General features: G+C 71.6%; 18 protein-coding genes and 1 pseudogene. 12 read left to right on the top strand and 7 right to left on the bottom strand.

The features are described 5' to 3' along the window. Positions 1-20 precede the first annotated feature (20 nt). Both manB and BOQ63_RS23910 read right to left on the bottom strand, forming a co-directional pair. Positions 21-1,085, bottom strand: a pseudogene (manB, locus tag BOQ63_RS23915) (mannose-1-phosphate guanylyltransferase); the annotation flags it as partial. Between the two features lie 292 nt (positions 1,086-1,377). After that, positions 1,378-3,600: a (Fe-S)-binding protein gene (locus BOQ63_RS23910; RefSeq protein ID WP_030552044.1), complete on the bottom strand. Its 2,223-nt coding sequence runs from the start codon at positions 3,598-3,600 to the stop codon at positions 1,378-1,380. Positions 3,601-3,918: 318 nt separating this feature from the next. Between BOQ63_RS23910 and dnaK the strand changes: the two genes are divergently transcribed. From dnaK to BOQ63_RS23880, 6 genes are all read left to right on the top strand, one after another. Beyond that, positions 3,919-5,766, top strand: coding sequence for a molecular chaperone DnaK (gene dnaK / locus BOQ63_RS23905; RefSeq protein WP_030278381.1), 1,848 nt, complete (start codon positions 3,919-3,921; stop codon positions 5,764-5,766). Then, on the top strand, positions 5,763-6,383 hold the full coding sequence (gene grpE, locus BOQ63_RS23900; RefSeq protein ID WP_030552046.1) for a nucleotide exchange factor GrpE: 621 nt from the start codon (positions 5,763-5,765) through the stop codon (positions 6,381-6,383). The genes dnaK and grpE overlap by 4 nt, the downstream gene beginning before the upstream one ends. Positions 6,384-6,606: 223 nt before the next feature. After that, complete coding sequence (gene dnaJ / locus BOQ63_RS23895) at positions 6,607-7,761, top strand: molecular chaperone DnaJ (protein WP_030278377.1); 1,155 nt, start codon at positions 6,607-6,609, stop codon at positions 7,759-7,761. A gap of 7 nt (positions 7,762-7,768) precedes the next feature. Beyond that, the gene (locus BOQ63_RS23890) at positions 7,769-8,311 is read left to right on the top strand and encodes a heat shock protein transcriptional repressor HspR (RefSeq protein WP_318299376.1); all 543 of its coding nucleotides are present in this window, start codon (positions 7,769-7,771) and stop codon (positions 8,309-8,311) included. Between the two features lie 188 nt (positions 8,312-8,499). Next, positions 8,500-9,489, top strand: a complete 990-nt coding sequence (locus tag BOQ63_RS23885; protein WP_141763686.1) for a helix-turn-helix domain-containing protein — start codon at positions 8,500-8,502, stop codon at positions 9,487-9,489. Between the two features lie 576 nt (positions 9,490-10,065). After that, positions 10,066-10,683 carry a TIR domain-containing protein gene (locus tag BOQ63_RS23880; RefSeq protein ID WP_050366685.1) on the top strand — a complete coding sequence of 206 codons (618 nt, stop codon included), beginning with the start codon at positions 10,066-10,068 and terminating at the stop codon, positions 10,681-10,683. A gap of 7 nt (positions 10,684-10,690) precedes the next feature. Here the strand turns inward: BOQ63_RS23880 and BOQ63_RS23875 are convergent, their stop codons facing one another. The 4 genes from BOQ63_RS23875 to BOQ63_RS23860 form a co-directional block, all read right to left on the bottom strand. Next, the gene (locus BOQ63_RS23875; RefSeq protein ID WP_072654933.1) at positions 10,691-11,107 is read right to left on the bottom strand and encodes a LuxR C-terminal-related transcriptional regulator; all 417 of its coding nucleotides are present in this window, start codon (positions 11,105-11,107) and stop codon (positions 10,691-10,693) included. Positions 11,108-11,673: 566 nt separating this feature from the next. Next, on the bottom strand, positions 11,674-11,829 hold the full coding sequence (locus tag BOQ63_RS23870) for a LuxR C-terminal-related transcriptional regulator (RefSeq protein ID WP_223886284.1): 156 nt from the start codon (positions 11,827-11,829) through the stop codon (positions 11,674-11,676). A 168-nt stretch (positions 11,830-11,997) separates the two neighbouring features. Then, positions 11,998-12,990, bottom strand: coding sequence for a hypothetical protein (locus BOQ63_RS23865; RefSeq protein ID WP_033346876.1), 993 nt, complete (start codon positions 12,988-12,990; stop codon positions 11,998-12,000). 622 nt (positions 12,991-13,612) lie between these two features. Then, positions 13,613-14,815 (bottom strand): TDT family transporter, encoded by a 1,203-nt coding sequence (locus tag BOQ63_RS23860; protein ID WP_051746517.1) that lies wholly within the window; start codon positions 14,813-14,815, stop codon positions 13,613-13,615. Between the two features lie 70 nt (positions 14,816-14,885). Between BOQ63_RS23860 and BOQ63_RS23855 the strand changes: the two genes are divergently transcribed. Both BOQ63_RS23855 and clpB read left to right on the top strand, forming a co-directional pair. After that, positions 14,886-15,818, top strand: coding sequence for a LysR family transcriptional regulator (locus tag BOQ63_RS23855; RefSeq protein WP_030552055.1), 933 nt, complete (start codon positions 14,886-14,888; stop codon positions 15,816-15,818). A gap of 132 nt (positions 15,819-15,950) precedes the next feature. Continuing rightward, the gene (clpB, locus tag BOQ63_RS23850) at positions 15,951-18,572 is read left to right on the top strand and encodes an ATP-dependent chaperone ClpB (protein WP_030278366.1); all 2,622 of its coding nucleotides are present in this window, start codon (positions 15,951-15,953) and stop codon (positions 18,570-18,572) included. Positions 18,573-18,720: 148 nt separating this feature from the next. Here clpB and BOQ63_RS23845 read toward each other — a convergent pair whose 3' ends face one another. Then, complete coding sequence (locus tag BOQ63_RS23845; protein WP_030278365.1) at positions 18,721-19,002, bottom strand: helix-turn-helix domain-containing protein; 282 nt, start codon at positions 19,000-19,002, stop codon at positions 18,721-18,723. Positions 19,003-19,415: 413 nt separating this feature from the next. Here BOQ63_RS23845 and BOQ63_RS23840 point away from each other — a divergent pair, with 413 nt between their 5' ends. From BOQ63_RS23840 to BOQ63_RS23825, 4 genes are all read left to right on the top strand, one after another. After that, positions 19,416-19,970, top strand: coding sequence for a type III secretion system chaperone family protein (locus BOQ63_RS23840; protein ID WP_072654931.1), 555 nt, complete (start codon positions 19,416-19,418; stop codon positions 19,968-19,970). A 190-nt stretch (positions 19,971-20,160) separates the two neighbouring features. Beyond that, on the top strand, positions 20,161-21,321 hold the full coding sequence (locus BOQ63_RS23835; protein ID WP_079183722.1) for a pyridoxal phosphate-dependent aminotransferase: 1,161 nt from the start codon (positions 20,161-20,163) through the stop codon (positions 21,319-21,321). A gap of 637 nt (positions 21,322-21,958) precedes the next feature. Beyond that, positions 21,959-22,486, top strand: coding sequence for a DUF2617 family protein (locus BOQ63_RS23830; protein WP_030278359.1), 528 nt, complete (start codon positions 21,959-21,961; stop codon positions 22,484-22,486). Between the two features lie 220 nt (positions 22,487-22,706). Continuing rightward, positions 22,707-24,302: a polyamine aminopropyltransferase gene (locus BOQ63_RS23825; RefSeq protein ID WP_454130429.1), complete on the top strand. Its 1,596-nt coding sequence runs from the start codon at positions 22,707-22,709 to the stop codon at positions 24,300-24,302. Positions 24,303-24,328: the final 26 nt, after the last annotated feature.

The raw sequence follows: 24,328 nt of genomic DNA, 5'->3' as shown, positions 1-24,328 counted from the left end.
CCGCCCGGGCCGGCCGTGGTGCGTACGGCACCGACCGGCAGCAGGGTGCCGCAGGCGATCCGGATGCCGCTCGGCAGCTCGTTGTCGGACTCCACGATCGCGCCGTCGCCGATCACCGCGCCGTCCAGCGCCGAGCGGTCGCCGACGGTGGCGAAGGCGCCCACGATCGAGTCCTTGACCAGGGTGTCCGGGCCGATCACCGCGCCGGGCAGGATGACGCTGCCCTCGACGATCGCGCCGGCCTCGACCACCGCGTCCGCGGAGACCACGGTGCCGCCGCTGAGCACCGCGCCCGGGTGGACGGTGGCGCCGGGCAGCAGCAGGGCGTCGCCGGTCGGGCCGGGGACGGCCGGGGAGTCGACCTTGCCGAGCACCAGGTCGGCCGAGCCGCGGACGAACGCGGCCGGGGTGCCGAGGTCCAGCCAGTACGAGGTGTCGACGACGCCGCGCAGCAGGGCGCCGGTGGCCAGCAGCTCGGGGAAGGTCTCGCGCTCGACGGACACCTCCCGGCCGGCCGGGATGCGGTCGATGACGGACCGGGTGAAGACGTAGCAGCCGGCGTTGATCTGGTCGGTGACGATCTGCTCCGGCGTCTCCGGCTTCTCCAGGAACTCCAGCACCCGCCCGTTCGCGTCGGTCGGGACGAGGCCGAAGGCCCGCGGGTCCTCGACCCGGGTGAGGTGCAGCGTGACGTCGGCCCCGGCGGCCACGTGGCCGTCGCGCAGGGCGGCGATGTCGAGGCCGGAGAGGATGTCGCCGTTGAAGACCAGGACCGGCTCGTCCGGTCCGCAGGTCAGCCCGGAGGCGGCGTTGCGGATGGCCCCGCCGGTGCCCAGCGGCTCGCGCTCGGTCAGGTACACCAGCTCGATGCCGTACGGGGTGCCGTCCTGGAAGTGGTCCTCGAACACCTCGGCCAGGTAGGAGGTGGCCAGTACCACCCGGGTGACCCCGGCGGCGGCCGCGCGGGCCAGCTGGTGCGCGATGAACGGGACGCCTGCCACCGGCAGCATCGGCTTGGGGGTGTGGGTGGTCAGCGGACGCAGTCGCGTGCCCTTACCACCGACGAGCATGATCGCCTCGGTCATGGTCTGCGCTGTTCCCCTTGTGGTCTCTGCGGCCCGGCCCGGCGGGCCGATACCTCCGTCGGTGGTCCGTTCCCGTCCGGAACGGGTCGACCGGCTCGTCGCCGGTCCGGTGCCTACTGTATTTCCTTCCGACCGGATGCCCGTCCGGCGGTCGTGCGATTGACGTCACTCGCCGTCCGCCCGCCGTACCGCCGGCGGTCCCCGGGGCACCGAAAAGCCCGGCCCGGCGGGCGCCTTGGCGGCGTCCACCGGGCCGGGCGGTTGTAGCAGAACTGTCGAATCAGCGGCGCCGTTACGCGTCCACCGTCGCCGGCTCCTCGGCCTCGGTCGGCGGGGTCGCCTTCACCGAGTCGAGCAGCAGCTGGGCCACGTCGACCACCTTCAGGTGCTCCTTGGCCGCGCCCTCGTTCTTCTTGCCGTTGACCGAGTCGGAGAGCATCACCAGGCAGAACGGGCAGGCGGTGGAGACGATGTCCGGGTTGAGGGACAGCGCCTCGTCCACGCGCTCGGTGTTGATCCGCTTGCCGATGCGCTCCTCCATCCACATCCGGGCACCGCCGGCGCCGCAGCAGAAGCCGCGCTCCTTGTGGCGGTGCATCTCCTGCTGGCGCAGACCGGGGACCTTGTCCATGATCTCGCGCGGCGGGCTGTAGACCTTGTTGTGGCGGCCCAGGTAGCAGGGGTCGTGGTAGGTGATCAGGCCCTCGACCGGGTTGACCGGGACGAGCTTGCCCTCGTCGATCAGGTGCTGCAGCAGCTGGGTGTGGTGGATCACCTCGAAGTGCCCGCCGAGCTGCGGGTACTCGTTGGCGATGGTGTTGAAGCAGTGCGGGCAGGTGGCCACGATCCGCTTGGTCGGGGCGTCCTCCAGCGCGGCGTTCAGCGTCTCGACGTTCTGCGCGCCGAGCATCTGGAAGAGGAACTCGTTGCCCAGGCGGCGCGGGGAGTCACCGGTGCAGGTCTCCTCCTTGCCGAGGATCGCGAACTTGACGCCCGCCGTGTGCAGCAGCTCCGCGAAGGCCTTGGTGGTCTTCTTGGCGCGGTCCTCCAGGGCGCCGGCGCAGCCGACCCAGTAGAGGTACTCGACCTCGGCGGGGTCGATGTCCTCGCCGATCACCGGCACCTCGATGCCGGTCTCCTTCTTGAGCTCCTTGACCCAGTCCAGGCGGGCCTTGGTGGCCATGCCCCACGGGTTGCCCTTGTTCTCCAGGTTCTTGAGCATCGTCCCGGCCTCGGTCGGGAAGTTGCTCTCGATCATCACCTGGTAGCGGCGCATGTCGACGATGTGGTCGACGTGCTCGATGTCCACCGGGCACTGCTCGACGCAGGCGCCGCAGGTGGTGCAGGACCACAGCACGTCCGGGTCGATGACGCCGTTCTCCTCGGCGGTGCCGATCAGCGGGCGCTCGGCCTCGGCCAGCGCGGCCGCCGGGACGTCCTTCAGCTGCTCGGCGGTGGCCTTCTCGGTGCCCTCCATGTCCTTGCCGCCGCCGGCCAGCAGGTACGGCGCCTTGCCGTAGGCGTGCTCGCGCAGGCTCATGATCAGCAGCTTGGGCGAGAGCGGCTTGCCGGTGTTCCAGGCGGGGCACTGCGACTGGCAGCGACCGCACTCGGTGCAGGTGGAGAAGTCGAGGATGCCCTTCCAGGAGAAGTGCTCGACCTGGGAGACGCCGAAGACGGCGTCGTCGGCCGGGTCCTCGAAGTCGATCGGCTGGCCGTTGCTGGTCATCGGGCGGAGCCCGCCCAGCGCGGTGCCGCCGTCCTCCTCGCGCTTGAAGTAGATGTTGAAGAAGCCGAGGAAGCGGTGCCAGGCCACGCCCATCGAGGGGTTGAGGCCGATGGTGATCGCCCACGCGAACGAGATGCAGATCTTCAGCATCGCGAACAGGTAGACCAGGTTCTCCAGTGTGCCGTGCGACAGGCCGCTCAGCACGGAGGTGATCGGGTACGAGACCAGGTGCTCCGGGCCGTAGGAGTCGACGCCGGCCAGGGCGCCCTCCAGGGCGCGCAGCATCAGGATGCAGATGCCGATGCCGAGGATCGTGTACTCGACGTAGAACGCCTGCCAGGCGATCGAGCCGGCGAACCGGGACTTGCGGCCCGACCTGGACGGCAGGCTCATCAGGCGGATCACCATCAGGGTGGCGATGCCCAGGGTGGTCAGGGTGCCGACCAGCTCGACGAAGAGCTGCCAGATCATCCAGTTGCCGATGATCGGCAGTTCCCACTCGGCGTCGAACAGCTGGCCCATCGCGTTGACGATGGTCAGCACCAGGCTGAAGAAGCCGACCGCGACGAACCAGTGGGCGATGCCCACGATCCCCCAGCGGTTCATCCGGGTGTGTCCGAAGAACTCGGTCGCCACGGTGCCCACGCGCCGGGCGGGCTTCCCGAAGCGGGTGGAGTCCGGCGCGCCGGTCAGCACCACCCTGAAGATGTGCCACGCCGCACGGAGGGCGAGCGCGGTGCCGATCACGAAGGTGACCAGCGAGATGACGATCGCTGCTAGTTGCATCGCTCTCCGTCTCCTGCGGCTTGCGGTTGAGCAGTCTCTGCGGTTTTCCGAAGAGATTGTACTGGTCGGTAACTTGCCGGGCCGACGGCCCGGACATTACCGGTGGGCAACAGTTCTCCAGAAGGTTCCCAAGCTATGGCGGCAGTCACGTGACGGCGCGCGCGCCGCCCCGCCCCGCAGCCGCCGGCCGCCGCCCCGGCGGGACGGGGAGCGGCCTCAGCAAAGTTGAGCGGCTCGCACTCATACCTGTTGACGCCCCCGGCCGGGTCGTGCATCCTTGAGCCTGTAAAGCTCAACTCTTCCGTGGAGGTATCTACGATGGCACGCGCGGTCGGCATCGACCTCGGCACGACGAACTCGGTCGTCAGCGTTCTGGAGGGTGGCGAGCCCACCGTCATCACGAACGCCGAGGGCGCGCGGACCACGCCGTCCGTCGTCGCCTTCGCCAAGAACGGCGAGGTCCTCGTCGGCGAGGTGGCCAAGCGCCAGGCGGTCACCAACGTCGACCGGACCATCCGCTCGGTCAAGCGCCACATGGGCACCGGGTGGAAGATCAACATCGACGGCAAGGACTTCACGCCGCAGCAGATCTCGGCCTTCGTGCTGCAGAAGCTGAAGCGCGACGCCGAGGCGTACCTGGGCGAGACGGTCACCGACGCCGTCATCACCGTCCCGGCGTACTTCAACGACTCGGAGCGCCAGGCCACCAAGGAGGCCGGCGAGATCGCGGGCCTGAACGTCCTGCGCATCGTCAACGAGCCGACCGCGGCCGCCCTCGCGTACGGCCTCGACAAGGACGACCAGACCATCCTGGTCTTCGACCTCGGCGGCGGCACCTTCGACGTCTCCCTGCTGGAGATCGGCGACGGGGTCGTCGAGGTGAAGGCCACCAACGGTGACAACCACCTCGGTGGTGACGACTGGGACCAGCGCGTCGTCGACCACCTGGTCAAGGTCTTCCAGGCCGGCCACGGCGTCGACCTGTCCAAGGACAAGATGGCCCTGCAGCGTCTGCGCGAGGCCGCCGAGAAGGCCAAGATCGAGCTGTCCTCGTCCTCCGAGACCTCGATCAACCTGCCGTACATCACGGCCTCCGCCGAGGGCCCGCTGCACCTGGACGAGAAGCTCACCCGCGCCCAGTTCCAGCAGCTGACCGCGGACCTGCTGGAGCGCTGCAAGGTCCCGTTCAACAACGTCATCAAGGACGCCGGCATCTCGCTCGCCGAGATCGACCACGTCGTCCTGGTCGGCGGTTCCACCCGCATGCCGGCCGTCGCCGAGCTGGTCCGCGAGCTCACCGGTGGCAAGGACGCCAACAAGGGCGTCAACCCGGACGAGGTCGTCGCCATCGGCGCCTCGCTCCAGGCCGGTGTCCTCAAGGGCGAGGTCAAGGACGTCCTGCTGCTCGACGTCACCCCGCTGTCCCTCGGCATCGAGACCAAGGGCGGCATCATGACCAAGCTGATCGAGCGCAACACCACGATCCCGACCAAGCGCTCCGAGATCTTCACGACGGCCGAGGACAACCAGCCGTCCGTACAGATCCAGGTGTACCAGGGCGAGCGCGAGATCGCCGCGTACAACAAGAAGCTCGGGATGTTCGAGCTGACCGGCCTCCCGCCGGCGCCGCGCGGCCTGCCCCAGATCGAGGTCACCTTCGACATCGACGCCAACGGCATCATGCACGTCGCCGCCAAGGACCTCGGCACCGGCAAGGAGCAGAAGATGACCGTCACCGGCGGCTCCTCGCTGCCGAAGGACGAGGTCGACCGCATGCGCCGCGAGGCCGAGCAGTACGCCGAGGACGACCACAAGCGCCGCGAGGCCGTGGAGACCCGCAACTCCGCCGAGCAGCTCGTCTACTCGACCGAGAAGTTTATCGCGGACAACGCCGACAAGCTCCCGGGCGACGTCAAGACCGAGGTCGAGACCGCCATCGGCGAGCTCAAGGAGGCCCTGAAGGGCGAGGACATCGCGAAGATCCGCGAGGCCTCGGAGAAGGTCTCCACCACCGCCCAGAAGCTCGGCCAGGCGCTCTACGCCAACGCCGACGCCGCCGGTGCCGGTGCCGCCGCGGCCGGCGAGTCCACCCAGGCCAAGGAGGACGACGTCGTCGACGCCGAGATCGTCGACGACGAGAAGCCCAAGGGCGGTGCGTCGGCATGACGGACAAGCCGCAGGGCGGCAAGCCCGGCGACGACTCCGCCGCCGAGGAGGCCGTGATCAAGGCTGCCGAGGAGGCCGCCGCCGCCGGCGGTGCCGGCGAGGGCTCCGAGGAACTCGCCACGGCCAAGCGCGAGCTGGCCGAGCGCACCGCGGACCTGCAGCGCCTGCAGGCCGAGTACCAGAACTACCGCAAGCGGGTCGAGCGCGACCGGCTGACCGTCCGCGAGATCGCGGTCTCCAACATCCTGGAGTCCCTGATCCCCGTCCTGGACGACATCGGCCGCGCCCGCGAGCACGGCGAGGTGACGGGCGGCTTCAAGTCCGTTGCCGAGTCCCTGGAGACGGTCGTCGCCAAGCTGGGCCTGCAGCAGTTCGGCAAGGAGGGCGAGCCCTTCGACCCGACGCAGCACGAGGCACTGATGCACAGCTACTCCTCGGACGTCACCGAGGACACCTGCGTGCAGATCCTCCAGCCCGGCTACCGCATCGGCGAGCGGATCATCCGCCCGGCGATGGTCGCCGTGGCCGAGCCCCAGCCGGGCACCCAGACGACGCCCGGCCCGGACGCCGAGGCCGAGTCCGGCGAGGACAAGCCCGACGGTGGCTCGGACAGCTGACAACCTGTGACAGCTGACAACCAGTGCGCTGCGGAGTCGAGTGCCGGCCAGTACGGCGGCCGACTCCGCAGCGCGCTGTCAACGGCTCCTCTTTCGGCGGCTGTTGACAGCGCAGTGACGATGGACATCGGGAGGTGGCGGAAGCCGTGAGCGAGCGCAGCGAGCGAACCATGAAGAGGTGCGTGCCCCGCTCAGCGGCTGCCGAGCGCAGCGAGGTGGGCGCATGAGTGGCAAGGACTACGTGGAGAAGGACTACTACAAGGTCCTCGGCGTGCCCAAGGACGCCACCGCCACCGAGATCAAGAAGACCTACCGGAAACTGGCGCGCGAGTTCCACCCCGACGCGAACACGGGCGACGCCAAGGCCGAGGAACGCTTCAAGGACATCTCCGAGGCGTACGACGTCCTCTCCGACGAGAAGCGCCGCAAGGAGTACGACGAGGCGCGCAGCCTCTTCGCCAACGGCGGCTTCCGCACCGGCGGCCCCGGCACCGGCAGCTACAGCTTCGACTTCGGCGACCTCTTCAGCGGCGGCCAGGGCGGCGGTGGCGGCGGCGGGCTCGGCGACGTCTTCGGCGGCCTCTTCAACCGCGGCGGCCCCCGGCAGGCCCAGCCCCGGCGCGGAGCCGACGTCGAGACCGAGGTGACGCTCTCCTTCGAGGAGGCCGTGGACGGCGCCACCGTCCCCCTGCGGATGACCAGCCAGGCCCCCTGCCGCCTCTGCAACGGCACCGGCGCCAAGTCCGGCACCACCCCGCGGGTCTGCCCCACCTGCGTCGGCGCCGGCACCGTCAGCCGCGGTCAGGGTGCCTTCGCGCTCTCCGAGCCCTGCAAGGACTGCCGCGGCCGGGGCATGATCGTCGACGACCCGTGCCCCGACTGCCACGGCAGCGGCCGGGCCAGCTCCGCCCGCACCATGCAGGTCCGCATCCCCGCCGGCGTCCAGGCCGACCAGCGGATCCGGCTCAAGGGCAAGGGCGCCCAGGGCGAACGCGGCGGCCAGCCCGGCGACCTCTACGTCACCGTGCACGTCGACCCGCACCCGGTCTTCGGGCGCAAGGGCGACAACCTCACCGTCACCGTCCCGGTCACCTTCCCAGAGGCGACCCTCGGCGCCACCATCGAGGTGCCCACGCTCAACGGCCCCGCCGTCAAGCTCAAGCTGCCCCCGGGCAGCGCCAACGGCCTCACCATGCGCGCCCGCGGCAAGGGCGCCACCCGCAAGGACGGCACCCGCGGCGACCTCCTCGTCACCGTCGAGGTCGTGGTGCCCCAGCACGTCACCGGCGACGCGCTGAACGCCCTGGAGCAGTACCGCGAGGCCACCGCCTCCGACGACCCGCGAGCCGCCCTCTTCCGGGCGGCGAAGGGAGCGTGACGACCAGATGTCCCCGAACCCGATGAACCCGACCAACCCGATGGACGCCGGCGGCCCGATCGGCCCCGGGCTCGGCGAGGGCCTGCCCGGCAACGCCCCCCGCCGCTCCCGGCGCGCGGCCGCCCCGCCACAGTACGTACTCACCGAGGAAACCCCGGTGTACGTCATCTCGGTCGCCGCCGAACTCTCCGGCCTCCACCCGCAGACCCTGCGCCAGTACGACCGCCTCGGCCTGGTCAGCCCCGACCGCACCGCCGGCCGCGGCCGCCGCTACTCCGCCCGCGACATCCAGCAACTGCGCGAGGTCCAGCGGCTCTCCCAGGACGAGGGCATCAACCTGGCCGGCATCAAGCGGATCATCGAGCTGGAGAACCAGGTCGCCGCCCTCCAGGCCCGCATCACCGAACTGGCCGACTCCCTCGACAGCGCCGCCGCCGCCCTCCAGCAGCGCGAGGCCGCCGTCCACGCCTCCTACCGCCGCGACTTGGTGCCCTACCAGCCCCCCACCCCCCAGTCCAGCGCCCTCGTCGTCTGGCGCCCCAAGCGCTGACCCGAGGCACTGCCCGCCCCGCCAGCCGCCGGCTCCCTCCTGTTCGGGGGGTGCCGGCGGCTGGCGTGTGGTGAGAGAGTGCGTCACATTCCCTCTCCAGAGGACTCGGCGGATCTGGCATGCTGAAACGCCATCCAGCAGCAGCGCTGACGGGACACAGGTATCACGGTAACGGCAAGGAGTCGCGGATGAGTGAACGAGAACAGCCCGTTGCCGCCGGCTCGACGGTCCTGTCGGCCGAGGCAAGAGAGCTATATCTCACCGTCATCCGAGGAGACGGAAATCTGCCGACTGGGCCAAATGCCGCGCAGAATGATTCTGCGCGAGAAGAGCTGGTGAAGATTGGCCTCCTCGTGCCCGACAGTGATGACCCGACTACCTTCATAGCCGCCGACCCGACCCAGCTTTCGACAAGCCTCAGCAATTCATGGCAGCGTCAAGCGCTGGATCTCTTGTCCCGCGCCGTCTCCCTCCCTTCCGAACTGCAGGAGCTGGCACGGGAATTCCATGCCCCGAAGCAGCCGGGAGGCTCAATCGAGCACGTGCAGGGAAAGGCCCTTATTCGCCAGCGGGTGCAGCACTTCAGAGATTCCGGTATGGAGGAAGCTCTGGCGCTTCAACCCGGCGGCCCCCGCCTTCCGGAGATCCTCTCAGGAATGATCGAGCAGGACCTGGAAACGCTGCGCAGCGGTACGAAGATGCGGACGATCTACCATGCCAGCACCCGCTACCACCAGCCGACCAGGGATTACGTGGCCACACTCGCCCGCGCCGGCGGCCAGTACCGGACCCTGGACGAGCCCTATACGCGGCTCCTGGTGATGGATCGACGCGTGGCCGTCATCCCGATCGTCGATGACATGAGCCTCGCGGCCTTCATATATGACCCTGCAGTCATCGACTACCTCGTCGAGGAAGTGTTCGAGCGATGCTGGAGCCGTGCACTGGAGTTCGATGGAGCCCGTACGGTTCCCCAGCAGGTGGTGTCCCGTCTGCGTCAAACAATCATCGACCAGATGCTTGAGGGGACCAATCACCGCGTCATCGCACGACGCCTGGGCATAAGCGAGCGAACGCTGGCGCGGCATATCGCCGAAATGCGGGACGACTACAAAGTCGACTCGCTATTCCAGCTTGGATACGTTCTCGGCCGAAAAACTCAGGAGTCTGCCGACTGACGCCTCCGCCGACCCCGGACCGCCGGTCAGCGAATACTTCGCGGTCCTGACAAACCGCCAGGCGCTCGCCCTGACCGGACTCACTGCCAGGAGAGGTCGTCCGCGACAGTCACGGCAGCCTTAACGGTGGTCACATCGTGAGAGCAGGCAGCATTCGCGAGAGAACCGACGCCAAGCACAGCCGCGGCAATGGCAAAGCAAAGCATAACTTTACGGACAAATCGGCGCATGTCAGTCACGCCCCCACTCTCTCTCGAGAATCGCCACTAGAACCGCCAAGCAGGATAACGGCTCACATAGTGCCGCACGAGAGGGGGGCTGTCACCCGCCCCGCCTGTGGAGTGTGCGTCATCTCCCTGCCAGGCATACAGATGACACAGGCCAACCCTGGACGTGATGCCGCCCCCCGATGGACGATCAGTTCGCTCCCGATGGTCCGGCAAGGACCACACCTTGCCAATGTACCGTCAAATGCTAAGTCGTTCACCGTTCACCAGCGCACCACTCCAAAGAGCAGCCCACATCCAACGCATAGCCGACGCTCTCTCCCCTGGTCGGCCTTCCCCCGGAGTCGACATGACCGAGCCCTACCTGCGTCAGCACGACAGCCAGGCCCCTGAGGGTCGGCGTGCACGTGTGTTCCTGGCCGCGCCGCTGATGCGGCTGACCGGTCCCGCAGACAGTGTGGTGACGCTCGCCAGCCGGACGCGGCTGACGACGCTCCGCACCACCCTCCTCCGCAGCGGTGCCGCCGTGTACAGCGCGCACCACAGCGACGCCTGGACCGTCTCCGGCCGGGCCCCTGAGCCCCGGGTGCCGTCCGACTTCCGGGCGCTGCAGTCCGCGGACCTGGTGTTCGCCTACGTCGGAGCCCCGCTCTCGGCCGGAGTGAGCCTCGAACTCGGTTGGGCGTCGGCCCTGCGCAAGCCGATCGTCCTGCTCGTCGACGAGGCCATCACCCACAACCCGCTGATCGCCACCATCGAGCAGGTCGCCCCCGTCCTGCCGCTGGTCTTCGACGACACCTGGTCGCAGGAAGCCCTCCACCACACCGTGGAGACCGCCCTGGACTGGGCCGGCATGGCGCTCTCCCTCCGCGAGGGCTTCTGGACCGCCCCCGGCGACCGCTTCAACGTCCCCCGACAGCAGACCGCCGTCCCCGGCTACTGGCCGACCGGCGCCGCCACCGGCTGAGCAGAACTCACCCACCGGACCCGCCCGCCCGGGCTCCCCTCATCTGCCAACCGAGCTGGAAGAGCGTCTCGGCGTCGTACAGCTCACGCAGCCGGGCGATGTGGCTGGCGACCGTACGCTCGCTCAGGCCCAGGCGGCTCGCGACGGAGCGCTGGGTGAGGCCCTGGGCGAGCAGGCGGCCGACCTGCTCGTGGACGGGATAGGCGGAGGAACCAGCCGCCACTGCTGCCCAGTTGACGCCCTCGGCCTGCTGCCAGAGCGTCTCGAAGGTGTCGACCACGAAGGCGACCATCGCCGGATCGTCGACCACGGCGGCGCTGCTGTAGTCCGAGGCGGCGGGGATGAGGGCCACGGAGCATTCGAAGACCAGGAATCGCTTGAACGGGACGCCCAGGACGCGGGTGGTGGCGCCGAGCTGGGCCACCTGAGCGGCGAACCGGACGGTCGCCGGATCGTACTTGGCGGAGAGTTCGTAGAGGGAACCGCACGGTGCCGCCGCGTTCGTGGAAGCGTCGGGCGCGCTCCAGCGAGTCCGGCAGTTCGACGGCAGGGCGGGGGCCGCCGGGCTGGGCGGCCATGCTCTCTCTCGGAAACTCCTGGCTCAACTGCTCGACCGTGTGCCGGATCTCCTCCTTGCCGGTGACGTATCGCAGCCCTCTCGACTCGCTCTGCCGTTTCGGACTGGCGTCGTACGCCCGGATCAGTTCGCCCATTGTTTCGGGAAGCTGCTCGGCGTCCGCGAGCAGGCGGGCGCTCTGCAGACGGATCTCGGTGCCGATTCGCTCGATGGCCCCACGCGGGTCGACAGCGCTGTACGCAGCGTCCTGCAACTGCGGCACCACCAGCCCGAGTTCCAACAGCCGTCCGAGCGCCGCCCGATCCGTCGGGCCGACCTCGGCGGATCGGATGCGGCCGCCCTCGCGGAGGATGGCGAGGTAGAGGGCGCGGGCGGCGGGGTCGGGGAGGGCGGCCGCGAGGAGGGCGGAGGGGTCAGCCATGGCGTTCTCCGTTCAGGTGCCAGCCGAGGTGGAAGAGGGTCTGGGCGCCGTAGCGGTCGCGCAGGCGGGAGATGTGGCCGGCGACGGTGCGTTCGCTGAGGCCGAGGCGGGTGGCGACGGCGCGTTGGGTGAGGCCGCGGGCGAGCAGACGGCCGATGCGGACCGTGGTGGGGTGGGGGCGTTGAGGTGGCGCTCGGCGGGGCGATGGCCGGGTTGGGCTGCGACGGTGGGGCGCTCGGCGGGGGCGAGGTCTTCGGGGCGCAGTCGCCCGCCGCCGCGGATGGCGAGGTAGCGGGCGCGTTCGGCGGGGCCGGGCTCATCGGTCATCGCGGGCGCCTCGCATCAGCCAGCCGAGCTGGAAGAGGGTCTGGGCGCCGTAGCGGTCGCGCAGGCGGGAGATGTGGCCGGCGACGGTGCGTTCGCTGAGGCCGAGGCGGGTGGCGACGGCGCGTTGGGTGAGGCCGCGGGCGAGCAGGCGGCCGATCCGGTCGGGGATGGTGCGGGCGGGCCCGCGGCCGAGGGCGGAGGCTGCTTCGGCGGTGTCGGCGCGGGTCCAGTCGCGTTCGAAGCCGCCGATCAGGAAGGTGAGGGCGGCCGGGTCGCTGATGAAGGCGGCGGCGCTGTTGTCGTCGTTGGCGGAGATGACGGCGACGCTGCGGTCGAAGACGATCAGGCGCTGGAAGGGCTCGTCGAGGATCCGGATCTGCGAGCCGTGCCGGGTGACCTCCTCGGCGTAGGCGATCGCGGGCGGGTCGGCGAGCGCGACGGGCTGGTAGATGGTGCGCAGCGAGCAGCCGCGCTGGAGGAGCCGGATGTCCTGGGCGAGGGCGACCTGCAGGGCGTCGGCGGGGCGTTGGCCGGGCTGCGCGGTGAGGACCTCGGAGCGGCAGTCGGAGACCAGCTGGGAGATCCGTTGGCGGATGTGGACGTGGCCCTCGACGTGGACGGCGCCGCCGGAGCCGCCGGACGGGCGGGGCATCGCGTCGTAGGCGCGGGTGAGGCCGTCCAGGGCGCCGGGGAGGTTCTCGGCGCGGACCAGCAGCCGGGTGGCCTCGCTGCGGAGTTCCGCACCGAGGCGGTCGCTGACGGAGCGTGGGCTGACGGCGGTGTAGCAGCGGTCCATCCGGTTGACCATGATCAGGCCGATGTCGAGGAGTTGCCGGAGTGCGGCGCCGTCGTCGTCGGTGATGTCGGCGAACGGGATGCGGCCGCCTTCGGCGATGATCGCCAGGTACAACTGCCGGGCGGCCTCGTCGGGTTCACCGTTCTCGGGCACCTGGTGCGGCGTGACCGCCGGTTCCGCCGTCACGTCGCACTCTCCCTGCCGGACGCCTCTCCCCTGTTGCCCCCGAGCCGTACGCGCGGTCCCCGGTGGCCGGGGGCGTCCACGGTACCGGTCGGACGGTGGACCCCCGGGTCCGGGTGCCGTCGCACACCGGGATCCCGGGGGTCCCCATCAGTACGCCAGGACCTGGGCGCTTCCGTCGAGGCGGAGCAGCAACGCCTCGCCGGCTCCGGCTCCGGGGGCCATCACCACACATGGACCCCGGCCGGGGCTCTTCCCCCCCGTTCCACGGCTGCGGGATGTTGCACCCGTGGTCAGTCTGAAGAGCAAGTCGCCACCATCGGGCTGCGGTGCCCGGACGACCTGGCGTGCCTCCACCCTCACAGCGTGACGGCCGGTGAACAAGTGCCGTCCGAGTGCAGGTTCGCGCAATTGCAGTTTTCTGCATCCCGGCGAGGGTGCCGGGTCTCGGACGGCAGGTCGGATTCCGGTAAAGGCCGAGGCCAGCGGGGGGTGGCATCGGCGGCTGGCGGCTGGCTGTACACCGTCGTCCTGCACCTGCGCGTTCCTGCAACGGCGGCGCGCTCCTGACGGCGGGTGCCGACGGGGGGCATCCGACAGGAGCCCGGCCCCGCTCCCCCGCAGCTCAGCGCGCCAGCAGCCGCCCGCGCAGCAGCCCCGCGACCGTGCCGCCCGCCGCCAGCAGCCAGGCGGCGCCCAGCAGCAGGTAGAGGACGGCGGCCAGCCCGGTGAAGCCGCCGAAGCGGGTGTGCCCGGCGAGTGCGGAGGCACCGGTGACGCAGGTGCCGACCGGGAAGGTGAACGCCCACCAGGTCATCGCGAACGGCATCCCGGCCCGCCGGGCGCGCAGGTTGGCGGTGAGCGCGACGGCCAGCCAGAGCATCGCGACCCCGATCACCGCGACGCCGTACAGCTCGGCCAGCGGCAGCATGACGGGCGCCAGCGCGGGCAGCACCGGGCGGGCCGCGTCGGCGAGCTGGTGGATCGCGGTGACGGACTGGCCGAGCGGGCCGAGCACCAGGAACAGTGCGGGGGTGAGCGCCAGGGCGGGCACCTTGCTGTGGAACAGTCCGGTGAACACCACCGGCAGCAGCACCAGGGTGGCCAGCAGGCCGACCCCGAACAGCGCCCAGCAGCCGTACAGCATGGCCTGCTGCGGCAGGCCGGCGGGCAGGTGCGGGACGAGCGCCGGGCCGCAGGCGGAGGCGACCAGCGGGGCGACGACCGGCAGCAGCCAGGTCGGGTTGGCCTCCAGGGCGGAGACCGGGTGCCGGGTGATCATCAGGTACGGGATGCCGGCCGCGACGGCCAGCCCGTAGAGGGTGCCGACGCCCCACAGCACCGCGTCCAGGGCGACGGCCGGACCGGTGCCGATGACCCGTGAGCCGAGCAGCAGGGTGCCGAGCCCGACCGCGAGCAGCGCCATCGGCGGGCAGCCGTAGAAGACGGCGGTGGCCGGGTTGTCCAGCAGCTGGGTGCGGGCCGCCTCGCGGTGCCGGGTGAGGTGCACCAGCCGGGCCGCGGCCAGCACCAGCAGGGCTGCCGCGCCGAGGCCCCACATCGCCTCGCCGAAGCCGATCAGCCCGGGCACCCGGACCGGCAGCGCGGCGGCACCGTTGGCCACGATCGCGGTGCCCATCACGGCGGCGTACCAGTTGGGGCCCAGCTGGGCGAGGTCGAGGCGGGAGAGCGGGGAGCCGACGGCGGAGGCCGCAGGGAGGGCGGCGGAGCCGACAGCACCCGCGGCGACGGCGGGGACGGTGGCGGCAGCGGGGCTGGTGGCGGCAGCGGGGCTGGTGAGCGGGCGGACATCGGCCGAGGTGGACATGGTTCCACCGTCGCCCGGCGGCCCGGTGACCGGTAGCGCCGCGGGTTCTATGAGGGCATAGCCTGAACCTATGGCTCTCTCCCCGCACGTCCCCGAACTGGGCGCCCTGGAACTGCTGCTCGCGGTGGCCCGGCTGGGCAGCGTCGGCCGGGCGGCGGCCGAGGTGGGCGTCAGCCAGCCGACGGCGAGCGCCCGGATCAAGGGCATGGAGCGGCAGATCGGCGTCCCCCTGCTGGAGCGCTCGCCCCGGGGCAGCCGGCCGACCGAGGCCGGCCGGCTGGTGGTCGAGTGGGCCCGGCAGGTGGTGGAGGCCGCGCAGGCGCTGGACGCCGGGATCGACGCGCTGCGCGAGCGGCGGGACGCCAAGCTGCGGGTGGTGGCCAGCCTGACGGTCGCCGAGTACCTGATGCCGGGCTGGCTGCTGGCGCTGGCCGAGGCCAGTCCGGGGACGGCGGTGACGCTGCGGACGGCGAACTCGGCGGAGGTGGCCGGCCACGTGCTGGCCGGGGACGCCGACCTCGGCTTCGTCGAGGGCCCGACCACCCCGCCCGGTCTGGCCGGCGCGGTGGTGGCGGCGGACCGACTGGTGGTCGTGGTCGCGCCCGGCCACCGGTGGGCGCGCCGCCGCGCCCCGCTGACCGGGACGGAGCTGGCGTCCACCCCGCTGGTGCTGCGCGAGCCCGGCTCGGGCACCCGGGAGGTGCTGGAGATGGCGCTGACTCCGTACGGGGGCGCGGTGCCGCCCCGGATGGAGCTGGCCTCGTCCACCGCGCTGAAGGCGGCGGCGATGACCGGGGCGGGGCCGGTCTGCCTGAGCGAGCTGGCGGTGGTGGAGGAACTCGCCACCCGGCGGCTGGTCGAGGTGCCGCTGGCGGAGGAGCTGGATCTGCGGCGGCCGCTGCGCGCGGTGTGGCCGGCCGGGCAGCGGCCGGGCGGGCCGGCCCGGGAGCTGCTGGGGCTGACCCGCAGGAGCTCGGGCCGGCCGCCGAGGCGGAAGGGCTGAGGCCCGCCGGGACGGGGGACTCCCGGCCAACCGGCCGGAAGGCTCCCGAAAAAAACTTGAGTGGAATACACTCAACTTAGTGCATGCTGTACGCAGCAGCAGTGAAGGACGACGAGGGAGGATCCCCCACCAGTGGACGCGAGCAAGTTCACCACCAAGACGCAGGACGCCCTGTCCGCCGCGATCCGGCAGGCGGGCGCGGCCGGCAACCCGGACGTCAAGCCGGTGCACATCCTGATCGCTCTGCTGGAGCAGCCCGAGGGCATCGCCCGGCCCCTGCTGGAGGCGGTCGGGGCGAACGTCCCCCGGATCGACGCCGAGGCGCGCCGCCTGCTGACGGCGCTGCCCAGCGCGATGGGCTCGACGGTCGCCGCCCCGCAGCTGGCCCGGGACACCCTCGCCGTGCTCACCGAGGCCGGCAAGCGCGCGGACGACCTGGACGACCAGTACGTCTCCACCGAGCACCTGATGGTCGGCCTGGCCGCCGAGGGCGGGGCCGTCGCCGAGCTCCTGGTGCAGCACGGCGCGACGCCCAAGGCACTGCTGGCCGCCTTCAAGGACGTCCGGGGCACCGGCCGGGTCACCTCGCCCGATCCGGAGGGCACCTACAAGGCCCTGGAGAAGTTCGGCACCGACCTCACCCAGGCCGCCCGGGACGGCAAGCTCGACCCGGTGATCGGACGTGACCACGAGATCCGCCGGGTGGTCCAGGTGCTCTCCCGCCGGACGAAGAACAACCCGGTGCTGATCGGCGAACCCGGCGTCGGCAAGACGGCCGTGGTCGAGGGCCTGGCCCAGCGCATCGTGGCCGGCGACGTGCCGGAGTCGCTGCGCGGCAAGCGGCTGGTCGCACTGGACCTCGGCGCGATGGTCGCGGGCGCCAAGTTCCGCGGCGAGTTCGAGGAGCGGCTGAAGGCCGTCCTGAACGACATCAAGGCCTCCGACGGCCAGGTGGTCACCTTCATCGACGAGCTGCACACCATGGTCGGCGCGGGCGCCGGCGGCGACTCCGCGATGGACGCGGGCAACATGCTCAAGCCGATGCTGGCCCGCGGCGAGCTGCGGATGGTCGGTGCCACCACGCTGGACGAGTACCGCGAGCGGATCGAGAAGGACCCGGCCCTGGAGCGCCGCTTCCAGCAGGTACTGGTCGGCGAGCCCAGCGTGGAGGACTCGATCGCCATCCTGCGCGGCCTCAAGGGCCGGTACGAGGCGCACCACAAGGTGCAGATCTCGGACGCCGCCCTGGTCGCCGCGGCCACCCTGTCCAATCGCTACATCACCTCCCGCTTCCTGCCCGACAAGGCCATCGACCTGGTCGACGAGGCGGCCTCCCGGCTGCGGATGGAGATCGACTCATCCCCGGTCGAGATCGACGAACTCCAGCGCGCCGTCGACCGGTTGCGGATGGAGGAGCTGGCCCTGGAGAAGGAGTCGGACCCGGCCTCGGTCGACCGGCTGGCCCGGCTGCGCCGCGATCTGGCCGACAAGAACGAGCAGTTGAGCGTGCTGACGGCGCGCTGGGAACAGGAGAAGAAGAGCCTCAACCGGGTCGGCGAGCTCAAGGAGCGGCTGGACGACCTGCACGGCGCGCTCGAACGGGCCCAGCGCGACGGGGACTTCGAGCGGGCGTCCAAGCTGATGTACGCCGAGATCCCGGCCGCCGAGAAGGAGCTCAGCGAGGCCCAGGAGCGCGCCGCCACTGCGAACGACGAGCCCGGGTCCGCCTCCCCCTCGATGGTCAAGGAGGAGGTCGGTCCGGACGACGTGGCCGACGTGGTCGCCTCCTGGACGGGCATCCCGGCCGGCCGGCTGCTGGAGGGCGAGAGCGCCAAACTCCTGCGCATGGAGGAGGAGTTGGGCAAGCGCCTGATCGGCCAGGCGGAGGCCGTGCAGGCCGTCTCGGACGCCGTGCGCCGCACCCGTTCGGGCATCGCCGACCCGGACCGGCCGACCGGCTCCTTCCTCTTCCTCGGCCCGACGGGCGTCGGCAAGACCGAACTCGCCAAGGCCCTGGCCGACTTCCTGTTCGACGACGAGCGGGCGATGGTCCGGATCGACATGAGCGAGTACGGCGAGAAGCACTCGGTCTCCCGCCTGGTCGGCGCCCCGCCCGGGTACGTCGGCTACGAGGAGGGCGGCCAGCTCACCGAGGCGGTCCGCCGCCGCCCGTACAGCGTGGTGCTGCTGGACGAGGTCGAGAAGGCCCACCCGGAGGTCTTCGACGTGCTGCTCCAGGTGCTCGACGACGGCCGGCTCACCGACGGCCAGGGCCGCACGGTGGACTTCCGCAACGCGATCCTGATCCTCACCTCCAACCTCGGCAGCCAGTACCTGGTGGACCCGACCACCCCGGAGGAGCGGAAGAAGGCCCTGGTGCTGGACTCCGTCCGGGCCGCGTTCAAGCCGGAGTTCCTCAACCGGCTGGACGACATCGTGGTCTTCGACCCGCTGGGCACCGTCGAGCTCAGCCGCATCGTCGACCTGCAGGTGGCCCGCCTCGGCGAGCGGCTGCGCGAGCGGCGGCTCACCCTGGACGTCTCCCCGGCCGCCCGCGACTGGCTGGCGCTCACCGGCTACGACCCGGCGTACGGCGCCCGCCCGCTGCGCCGACTGGTGCAGTCCGCGATCGGCGACCAGCTGGCCCGGGCGATCCTGTCCGGCCAGGTGCACGACGGGGACACCGTCCTGGTCGAGCGGGACGACGAGGGCGACCACCTCATCGTCCGCGGCCGGGGCCCGCTGGAGAAGTAGCAGCCGCACCGTCGCACGGGCCGCTCCCTCGCACAGGCGAAGGGAGCGGCCCGTACCGCTTTCGCGGGACGGACGGCTTCCGTGTGGCGGACCGCTTCCGTGCGACGGACCGCTCTCGCGGGAGAGGCCGCTCCGGTGCGAGCGTCCGCTAGTCCGGCACTGCCCGCCGCTGCCGCCGCGAGCGGTCCCGCCACGCGCGCGCCAGCCGGTGCAGCTCGGCCCCCTGGGGCGCCGGCAGGTTCCACGTCTGGGTGAGCAGCCGCAGCGTGGACACCCGCGGGCAGCACACTCCCCGCTCCAGGTCGCGGATCGACCGCACGCTCAGCCCCGACGCCTCGCCCAACTGCTCCTGCGTCATCCCCCGGTCCAGTCGGATGTTCCGCAGCAGCGTCCCGAGCGAGGCGCCCTCCGCGGTCACCGTACGCTCCATCACTGCTCCCCCCTTCGGTTCGAACCACCTCAACTCGCCCGGTAAAAAAGAACTTTGCCTCCCGGTGAGTTCCGTCGCACGCTAACCGCATCCGGCCCGCACGGCAGGCGAAACCGTGCGCCGGGCACGTGACTTGGCTCACGCGAGCGCCGGGCGCGCGGCCGGGCGAGCGGTGAGCCGAGCGCCGGTCAGGCGTACGGGACGACGGGGTGGCGGAGGGGTGACGGCGGGCCGACGGCCGCCCGGACACCGTGGGTGACGAAGGCCCCCGCGCGCCCCGGCGGCGCCCCGGAACGAAGATCGACGCGCCCCTCGGCGCCCCTGTGAGCGGAGCCCCGAATGAGGCAGGATGGGAGGTGGAAAGGGCGGCCTCTCATTGCCGGCCACCACGTGCACTGAGGAAGAGGACCCCCATGAGCATCGACCCGTCGTCCATCCCCTCGTTCGGCGTGCCCCAGGGCGGCCAGCCCGGCGGCCAGGGCGGCCGGCCGGCCGGCCCTCCGCCGATCATCGTCCCGGACCAGGCCCTGGTCACCCAGCTGCTCGACCAGATGCAGCTCAAGCACGTCGTGGACGAGGAGGGCGACCTCACCGCCCCCTGGGAGGGCTTCCGCGTCTACTACATGTTCCGCGGCGAGCAGAAGGAGCTCTTCGCGGTGCGCGCCTTCTACGACCGCGCGTACCCGCTGGAGAAGAAGGGCGAGATCCTCGACCTGATCGACGAGTGGAACCGGGAGACCCTCTGGCCCAAGGTCTACACCCACACCCACGAGGACGGCGTGGTCCGCCTGATCGGCGAGGCCCAGATGATCGTCGGCACCGGCGTCAACCTGGACTACTTCGTCACCACCACGGCGAACTGGACCCAGGCCGCGGTCGGCTTCGAGCAGTGGATCGTCGAGCGCCTGGGCCTGCAGAACGAGATCGAGGGCGAGGGCGGCGAGGGCGAGGACGGCGAGGAGGCCTGATCCCGGCCCCCGGCACGCACCCCGCGGCCCGGCCCCCGGTACGTCCGGGCGGCCGGGCCGTCCTTGTCCCCGGCCCCCGGCACGCACCCCGCGGCCCGGCCCCCGGTACGTCCGGGCGGCCGGGCCGTCCTTGTCCCCGGCCCCCGGCTGCCCCAGGATGGCCCTGACGACGAGCCGTGAGGAGCCACCGATGGGTACCAGGCCGCTGCTGAACCGCCGACTGGCCGGGATGGGCACGACGATCTTCGCCGAGATGTCCGCCCTGGCCACGGCCACCGGCTCGATCAACCTCGGCCAGGGCTTCCCGGACACCGACGGCCCCGAGGAGGTCCGCGAGGCCGCCGTACGCGCCCTGCGCGAGGGCCGCGGCAACCAGTACCCGCCCGGCCCCGGCATCCCCGAACTGCGGCACGCCATCGCCGAGCACCAGCAGCGCTTCCACGGCCTGACCTACGACCCGGACACCGAGGTCCTGGTCACCGCCGGCGCCACCGAGGCCATCGCCGCCGCCCTGCTCGCCCTGCTGGAGCCCGGCGACGAGGTGATCGCCCTGGAGCCCTTCTACGACTCCTACGCCGCCTGCATCGCCATGGCCGGCGCCACCCGCCGCCCGCTCACCCTCCGGGCCCCGCACTTCCGCCCCGACCTGGACGAGCTGCGCGCCCTGATCACACCGCGCACCCGGTTGCTGCTGATCAACACCCCGCACAACCCCACCGGTACCGTCCTCGCCCCCGAGGAACTGGCCGCGATCGCCGCCCTCGCCGTCGAGCACGACCTGCTGGTGATCACCGACGAGGTCTACGAACACCTGGTCTTCGGCGCCACCCACCACCCGCTCGCCGCCCTCCCCGGCATGCGCGAGCGCACCGTCACCATCTCCTCCGCCGGCAAGACCTTCTCCTTCACCGGCTGGAAGGTCGGCTGGGTCACCGCGAGCCCCGCGCTGGTCTCCGCCGTCCGCACCGCCAAGCAGTACCTGACCTACGTCAGCGCCGGGCCCTTCCAGTACGCCGTCGCCGAAGCCCTCCGACTGCCCGACGACTACTTCCGCACCCTGCGCACCGACCTGCTCCGCAAGCGCGACCTGCTGCTCGACGGGCTCACCGCGGCCGGGTTCCGCGCCTTCACCCCCGAGGGCACCTACTTCATCACCACCGACATCACCCCGCTCGGCGAGAAGGACGGCATCGACTTCTGCCGCTCCCTGCCGGAACGCTGCGGCGTGGTCGCCATCCCCAACGCCGTCTTCTACGACAACACCGACGCGGGCCGCAGCCTCGTCCGCTTCACCTTCTGCAAGAAGGACGAGGTGCTGACCGAAGCGGTTACCCGCCTCCAACGGCTCTGAGGGGCGACCGCTGCGGCAAGTGCCTTACAAGCGACCGCACTTGGCGGTGCGGCCGCCTTCCGCGGGGCCGCGCTAGCCCAGCCGGGGCGGGTTTGTGCAGAGGGGCCGGGGGCTTCTGGAGCGGGTTGCGCGTCTACGGCGCTGGCGGAGGTTTCGCGCGCCCCCTCGAACGGGGGGGTCATGGTTCCGACGCCAGTTCTGATCAATGCTCAACTCCCATGAGTGACATGCTTCTTTACTGCCAGTGAGGCAAATTCGGCGACCCGTCGGGCACGTCCGGCCGTCCTCCACGCCTGCGCGTGGCGGGCTGCGGCGCGTGGAGCGCGCGAAGAGTGCACAACCAGCGCGCACGGCGCACAGGCCGGTGACAGGGGCGCGCGCTGTGCAAAGTCGCACACCGGGTCGATCAGAGCCGGGAAGCAGGGGTGCTCGAAACGGTGAATGCTTCACAAAGTTGGGTAAATCCCCGACGGGCCCGGCGTATTCATGCTTCTCTGCTGCTGAATCTCCAGCCGGAATCCTTCCTTCCACGGTCGGCCGCGCCCAGGGCCGCACAGCCACGAACAGCCTCGCCATCGCCTAGGCCTACTCGCTGCTGCTCGGCGGGCGCGCACGGAGCTGAAACGCGGAGCCGAGCATGCTCACCACACTGCAGACCTCCTACACGGACACCCGCGCCGGTGACCTGGCCTGGTGCCTCGGCGGCGACCCGCTGCCCGCTCTCGCCGTCCGCGACCTGAGACTCGACGGCGGCCGCCCCGGCGCCTCCGGCACCCTCCAGCTGCGGCTGCTGGGCGCCTCGCACCAGGTGGTGATCTCGGCCGGCCCCGGCGACTGCCTGGAGACCGTCGCCTGCCTGCCCGGCCGCCGCACCCCGCTGCCCGCCCGGGTGGCCAAACAGGTCGGCGGCTGGGAGTACGAGTTCGCCGCCCGGATCGAGGCGCTGCCGCCGCACGACTTCGCGGCCCGCGCCCAGGAGCTGCTGGCCCTGGTCGAGGGCCATCCGCGCGGCCTCGCCGGGGTCTTCCCGGGCGACCCGAGCGCCTTCACCGCACTCGTCACCCAGGGCGGCCCTGACCGGCTGCTCTGGCGGACCTGGCACGCCTACCCGCAGGAGGGGCAGCTGGTCTGCACCCGATCCTCGCTGGTGGTGTCGGGGCCATGAGGGCCGACGAGCTGGGCGGGACCGTCTGCCCGGCCATACGCTACCCAGCACAAGCCGATGAATCGCACGCAGGAACGATTCGTCAATCGGACGGCACTCACTGTCCGTCGGATGGGCGCAGCTATCCGTCCCGCACGTCCCCTAGCGTTTGTTCGTGATCAACCATCCGGCCGGTCCGCCCGCACACCCGCAAGTGGACCTCGACGACGGCACCCCACCCCTGCCCGGGCGAAGCCTCATCCCCCTGCCCGCCCGCCGTCGCTCCCGGCTGCGCTCCCGCCCCCGGCTCGCCCGGCTCGCCGTCCTGCTGGCCGCGTTCGTCTGCGCGGCCTGCGGACTCGTCTACGAGCTCGAACTCGTGGCGCTCGGCGACTACCTCCTCGGGGACACGGTCACCCAAACGTCCGTCGTACTGTCCGTCATGGTGTTCGCGATGGGCCTCGGCTCACTGCTCGCCAAGCGGCTCACCCGCCGCCCCGCGACCGCCTTCGCCCTGGTCGAATGCGCCCTCGCGCTCACCGGCGGGCTCTCCGTCCTCGCCCTCTACTCCTGCTGGGCCTGGATCGGCCGCTACCAGGCCGCGATGGTCGGCCTCACCTGCCTCATCGGCATCCTCATCGGCGCCGAGATCCCGCTGCTGATGACCCTCATCCAACGGATCCGACGCGAGGACGCCGGACGCGCGGTCGCCGACCTGTTCGCCGCCGACTACGTGGGCGCGCTGATCGGCGGCCTCGCCTTCCCCTTCCTGATGCTCCCCCGGCTCGGCCCCGGCGACGGCGCGCTGCTCACCGGCGCGGTCAACGCCGTCGCCGGGGCCGCCGTGGTGCTCTGGCTCTTCCGCGAGGAACCCGCCCCCCGGATACGACGGCTGCTCTGGGGCGGCTGCACCCTCGTCCTCGCCGTGCTCGCGGCCGCCGCCGTGGGCTCCGACCGCATCGAACACGCCGCCCGGCACGCCCTCTACGGCGACCAGGTCCGCTACGCCACCCGCAGCCGGTACCAGGAGATCGTGCTCACCGGCCCCGCCGACGGCCCGCTCCGGCTCTACCTCGACGGACGGCTCGCGGTCTGCGGGCCCGACGAGTACCGGGGCAGCGAGGCGCTCGTCCACCCCGCCCTGGCCGCCGGGCCCGACTCCCGGGTCCTGCTGCTCGGCGGCGGCGACGGCCTCGCCCTGCGGGAGGTACTGCGGCACCGCGGCGTCCGCTCCGTCCGGCTGGTCGACGCCGACCCGGCCCTCCCCCGGCTCGCCGGCACCGACCCCGGGCTCGCCACCCTCAACGGCCACTCCCTGGACGACCCCCGGGTCCGCACCACCGCCGCCGACCCGATGGCCTGGCTGCGCGGCGCGCCCGCCGAGGAGTACGACGTGGTGCTCGCCGACCTGCCCGCGCCCTCCGACGGCGGGCCGGTCAAGTTCCACTCCGAGGAGTTCTACGGCCTCGCCGCCCGGCTGCTCGCCCCCGACGGCCGGATCGCCGTCCGCGGCGGAGAAGGCGGGAGCGGGGGTGCGGACGGGGACGCGGGCGGAAGCGGCCTGTGGCAGATCGAGGCGGGGCTGCGGGCCGCCGGACTGCGGACCACCCCGTACGCCGTCCAGGGCAGCGCGAGGGCAACCTGCCGCCCGGGCCCGCCGGACGCCACCCAGGACTTCCTGCTCGCCGCCGCCACCCCGCCCCCGCTCGCCCTCGCCGACGACGCCCCACCGCCACGCGCCCTCACCCCGGACACCCTCCGCAGCTCCACCACCCGCCTCACCACCCTCCGCCCGCCCCGCCCCCCGGCCCCGCTCACGCTCCTCGGGCCCCGCTGACGGGAGGAGGCGGGGGTGAAGGGGGC

The sequence above is a fragment of the Streptomyces viridifaciens genome (assembly GCF_001888885.2).
Lineage (GTDB): Bacteria > Actinomycetota > Actinomycetes > Streptomycetales > Streptomycetaceae > Kitasatospora > Kitasatospora aureofaciens.
The sequence above is the reverse complement of the archived record's forward strand: the minus strand, read 5'-3'. Positions and strand labels throughout refer to the sequence as shown.

Coding starts and splice junctions, on each gene's coding strand:
- BOQ63_RS23910 (WP_030552044.1), bottom strand. CDS start 3,600: ATGCAACTAGCAGCGATCGTCATCTCGCTGGTCACCTTCGTGATCGGC.
- dnaK (WP_030278381.1), top strand. CDS start 3,919: ATGGCACGCGCGGTCGGCATCGACCTCGGCACGACGAACTCGGTCGTC.
- grpE (WP_030552046.1), top strand. CDS start 5,763: ATGACGGACAAGCCGCAGGGCGGCAAGCCCGGCGACGACTCCGCCGCC.
- dnaJ (WP_030278377.1), top strand. CDS start 6,607: ATGAGTGGCAAGGACTACGTGGAGAAGGACTACTACAAGGTCCTCGGC.
- BOQ63_RS23890 (WP_318299376.1), top strand. CDS start 7,769: ATGTCCCCGAACCCGATGAACCCGACCAACCCGATGGACGCCGGCGGC.
- BOQ63_RS23885 (WP_141763686.1), top strand. CDS start 8,500: ATGAGTGAACGAGAACAGCCCGTTGCCGCCGGCTCGACGGTCCTGTCG.
- BOQ63_RS23880 (WP_050366685.1), top strand. CDS start 10,066: ATGACCGAGCCCTACCTGCGTCAGCACGACAGCCAGGCCCCTGAGGGT.
- BOQ63_RS23860 (WP_051746517.1), bottom strand. CDS start 14,815: ATGTCCACCTCGGCCGATGTCCGCCCGCTCACCAGCCCCGCTGCCGCC.
- BOQ63_RS23855 (WP_030552055.1), top strand. CDS start 14,886: ATGGCTCTCTCCCCGCACGTCCCCGAACTGGGCGCCCTGGAACTGCTG.
- BOQ63_RS23845 (WP_030278365.1), bottom strand. CDS start 19,002: ATGGAGCGTACGGTGACCGCGGAGGGCGCCTCGCTCGGGACGCTGCTG.
- BOQ63_RS23840 (WP_072654931.1), top strand. CDS start 19,416: ATGAGCATCGACCCGTCGTCCATCCCCTCGTTCGGCGTGCCCCAGGGC.
- BOQ63_RS23835 (WP_079183722.1), top strand. CDS start 20,161: ATGGGTACCAGGCCGCTGCTGAACCGCCGACTGGCCGGGATGGGCACG.
- BOQ63_RS23830 (WP_030278359.1), top strand. CDS start 21,959: ATGCTCACCACACTGCAGACCTCCTACACGGACACCCGCGCCGGTGAC.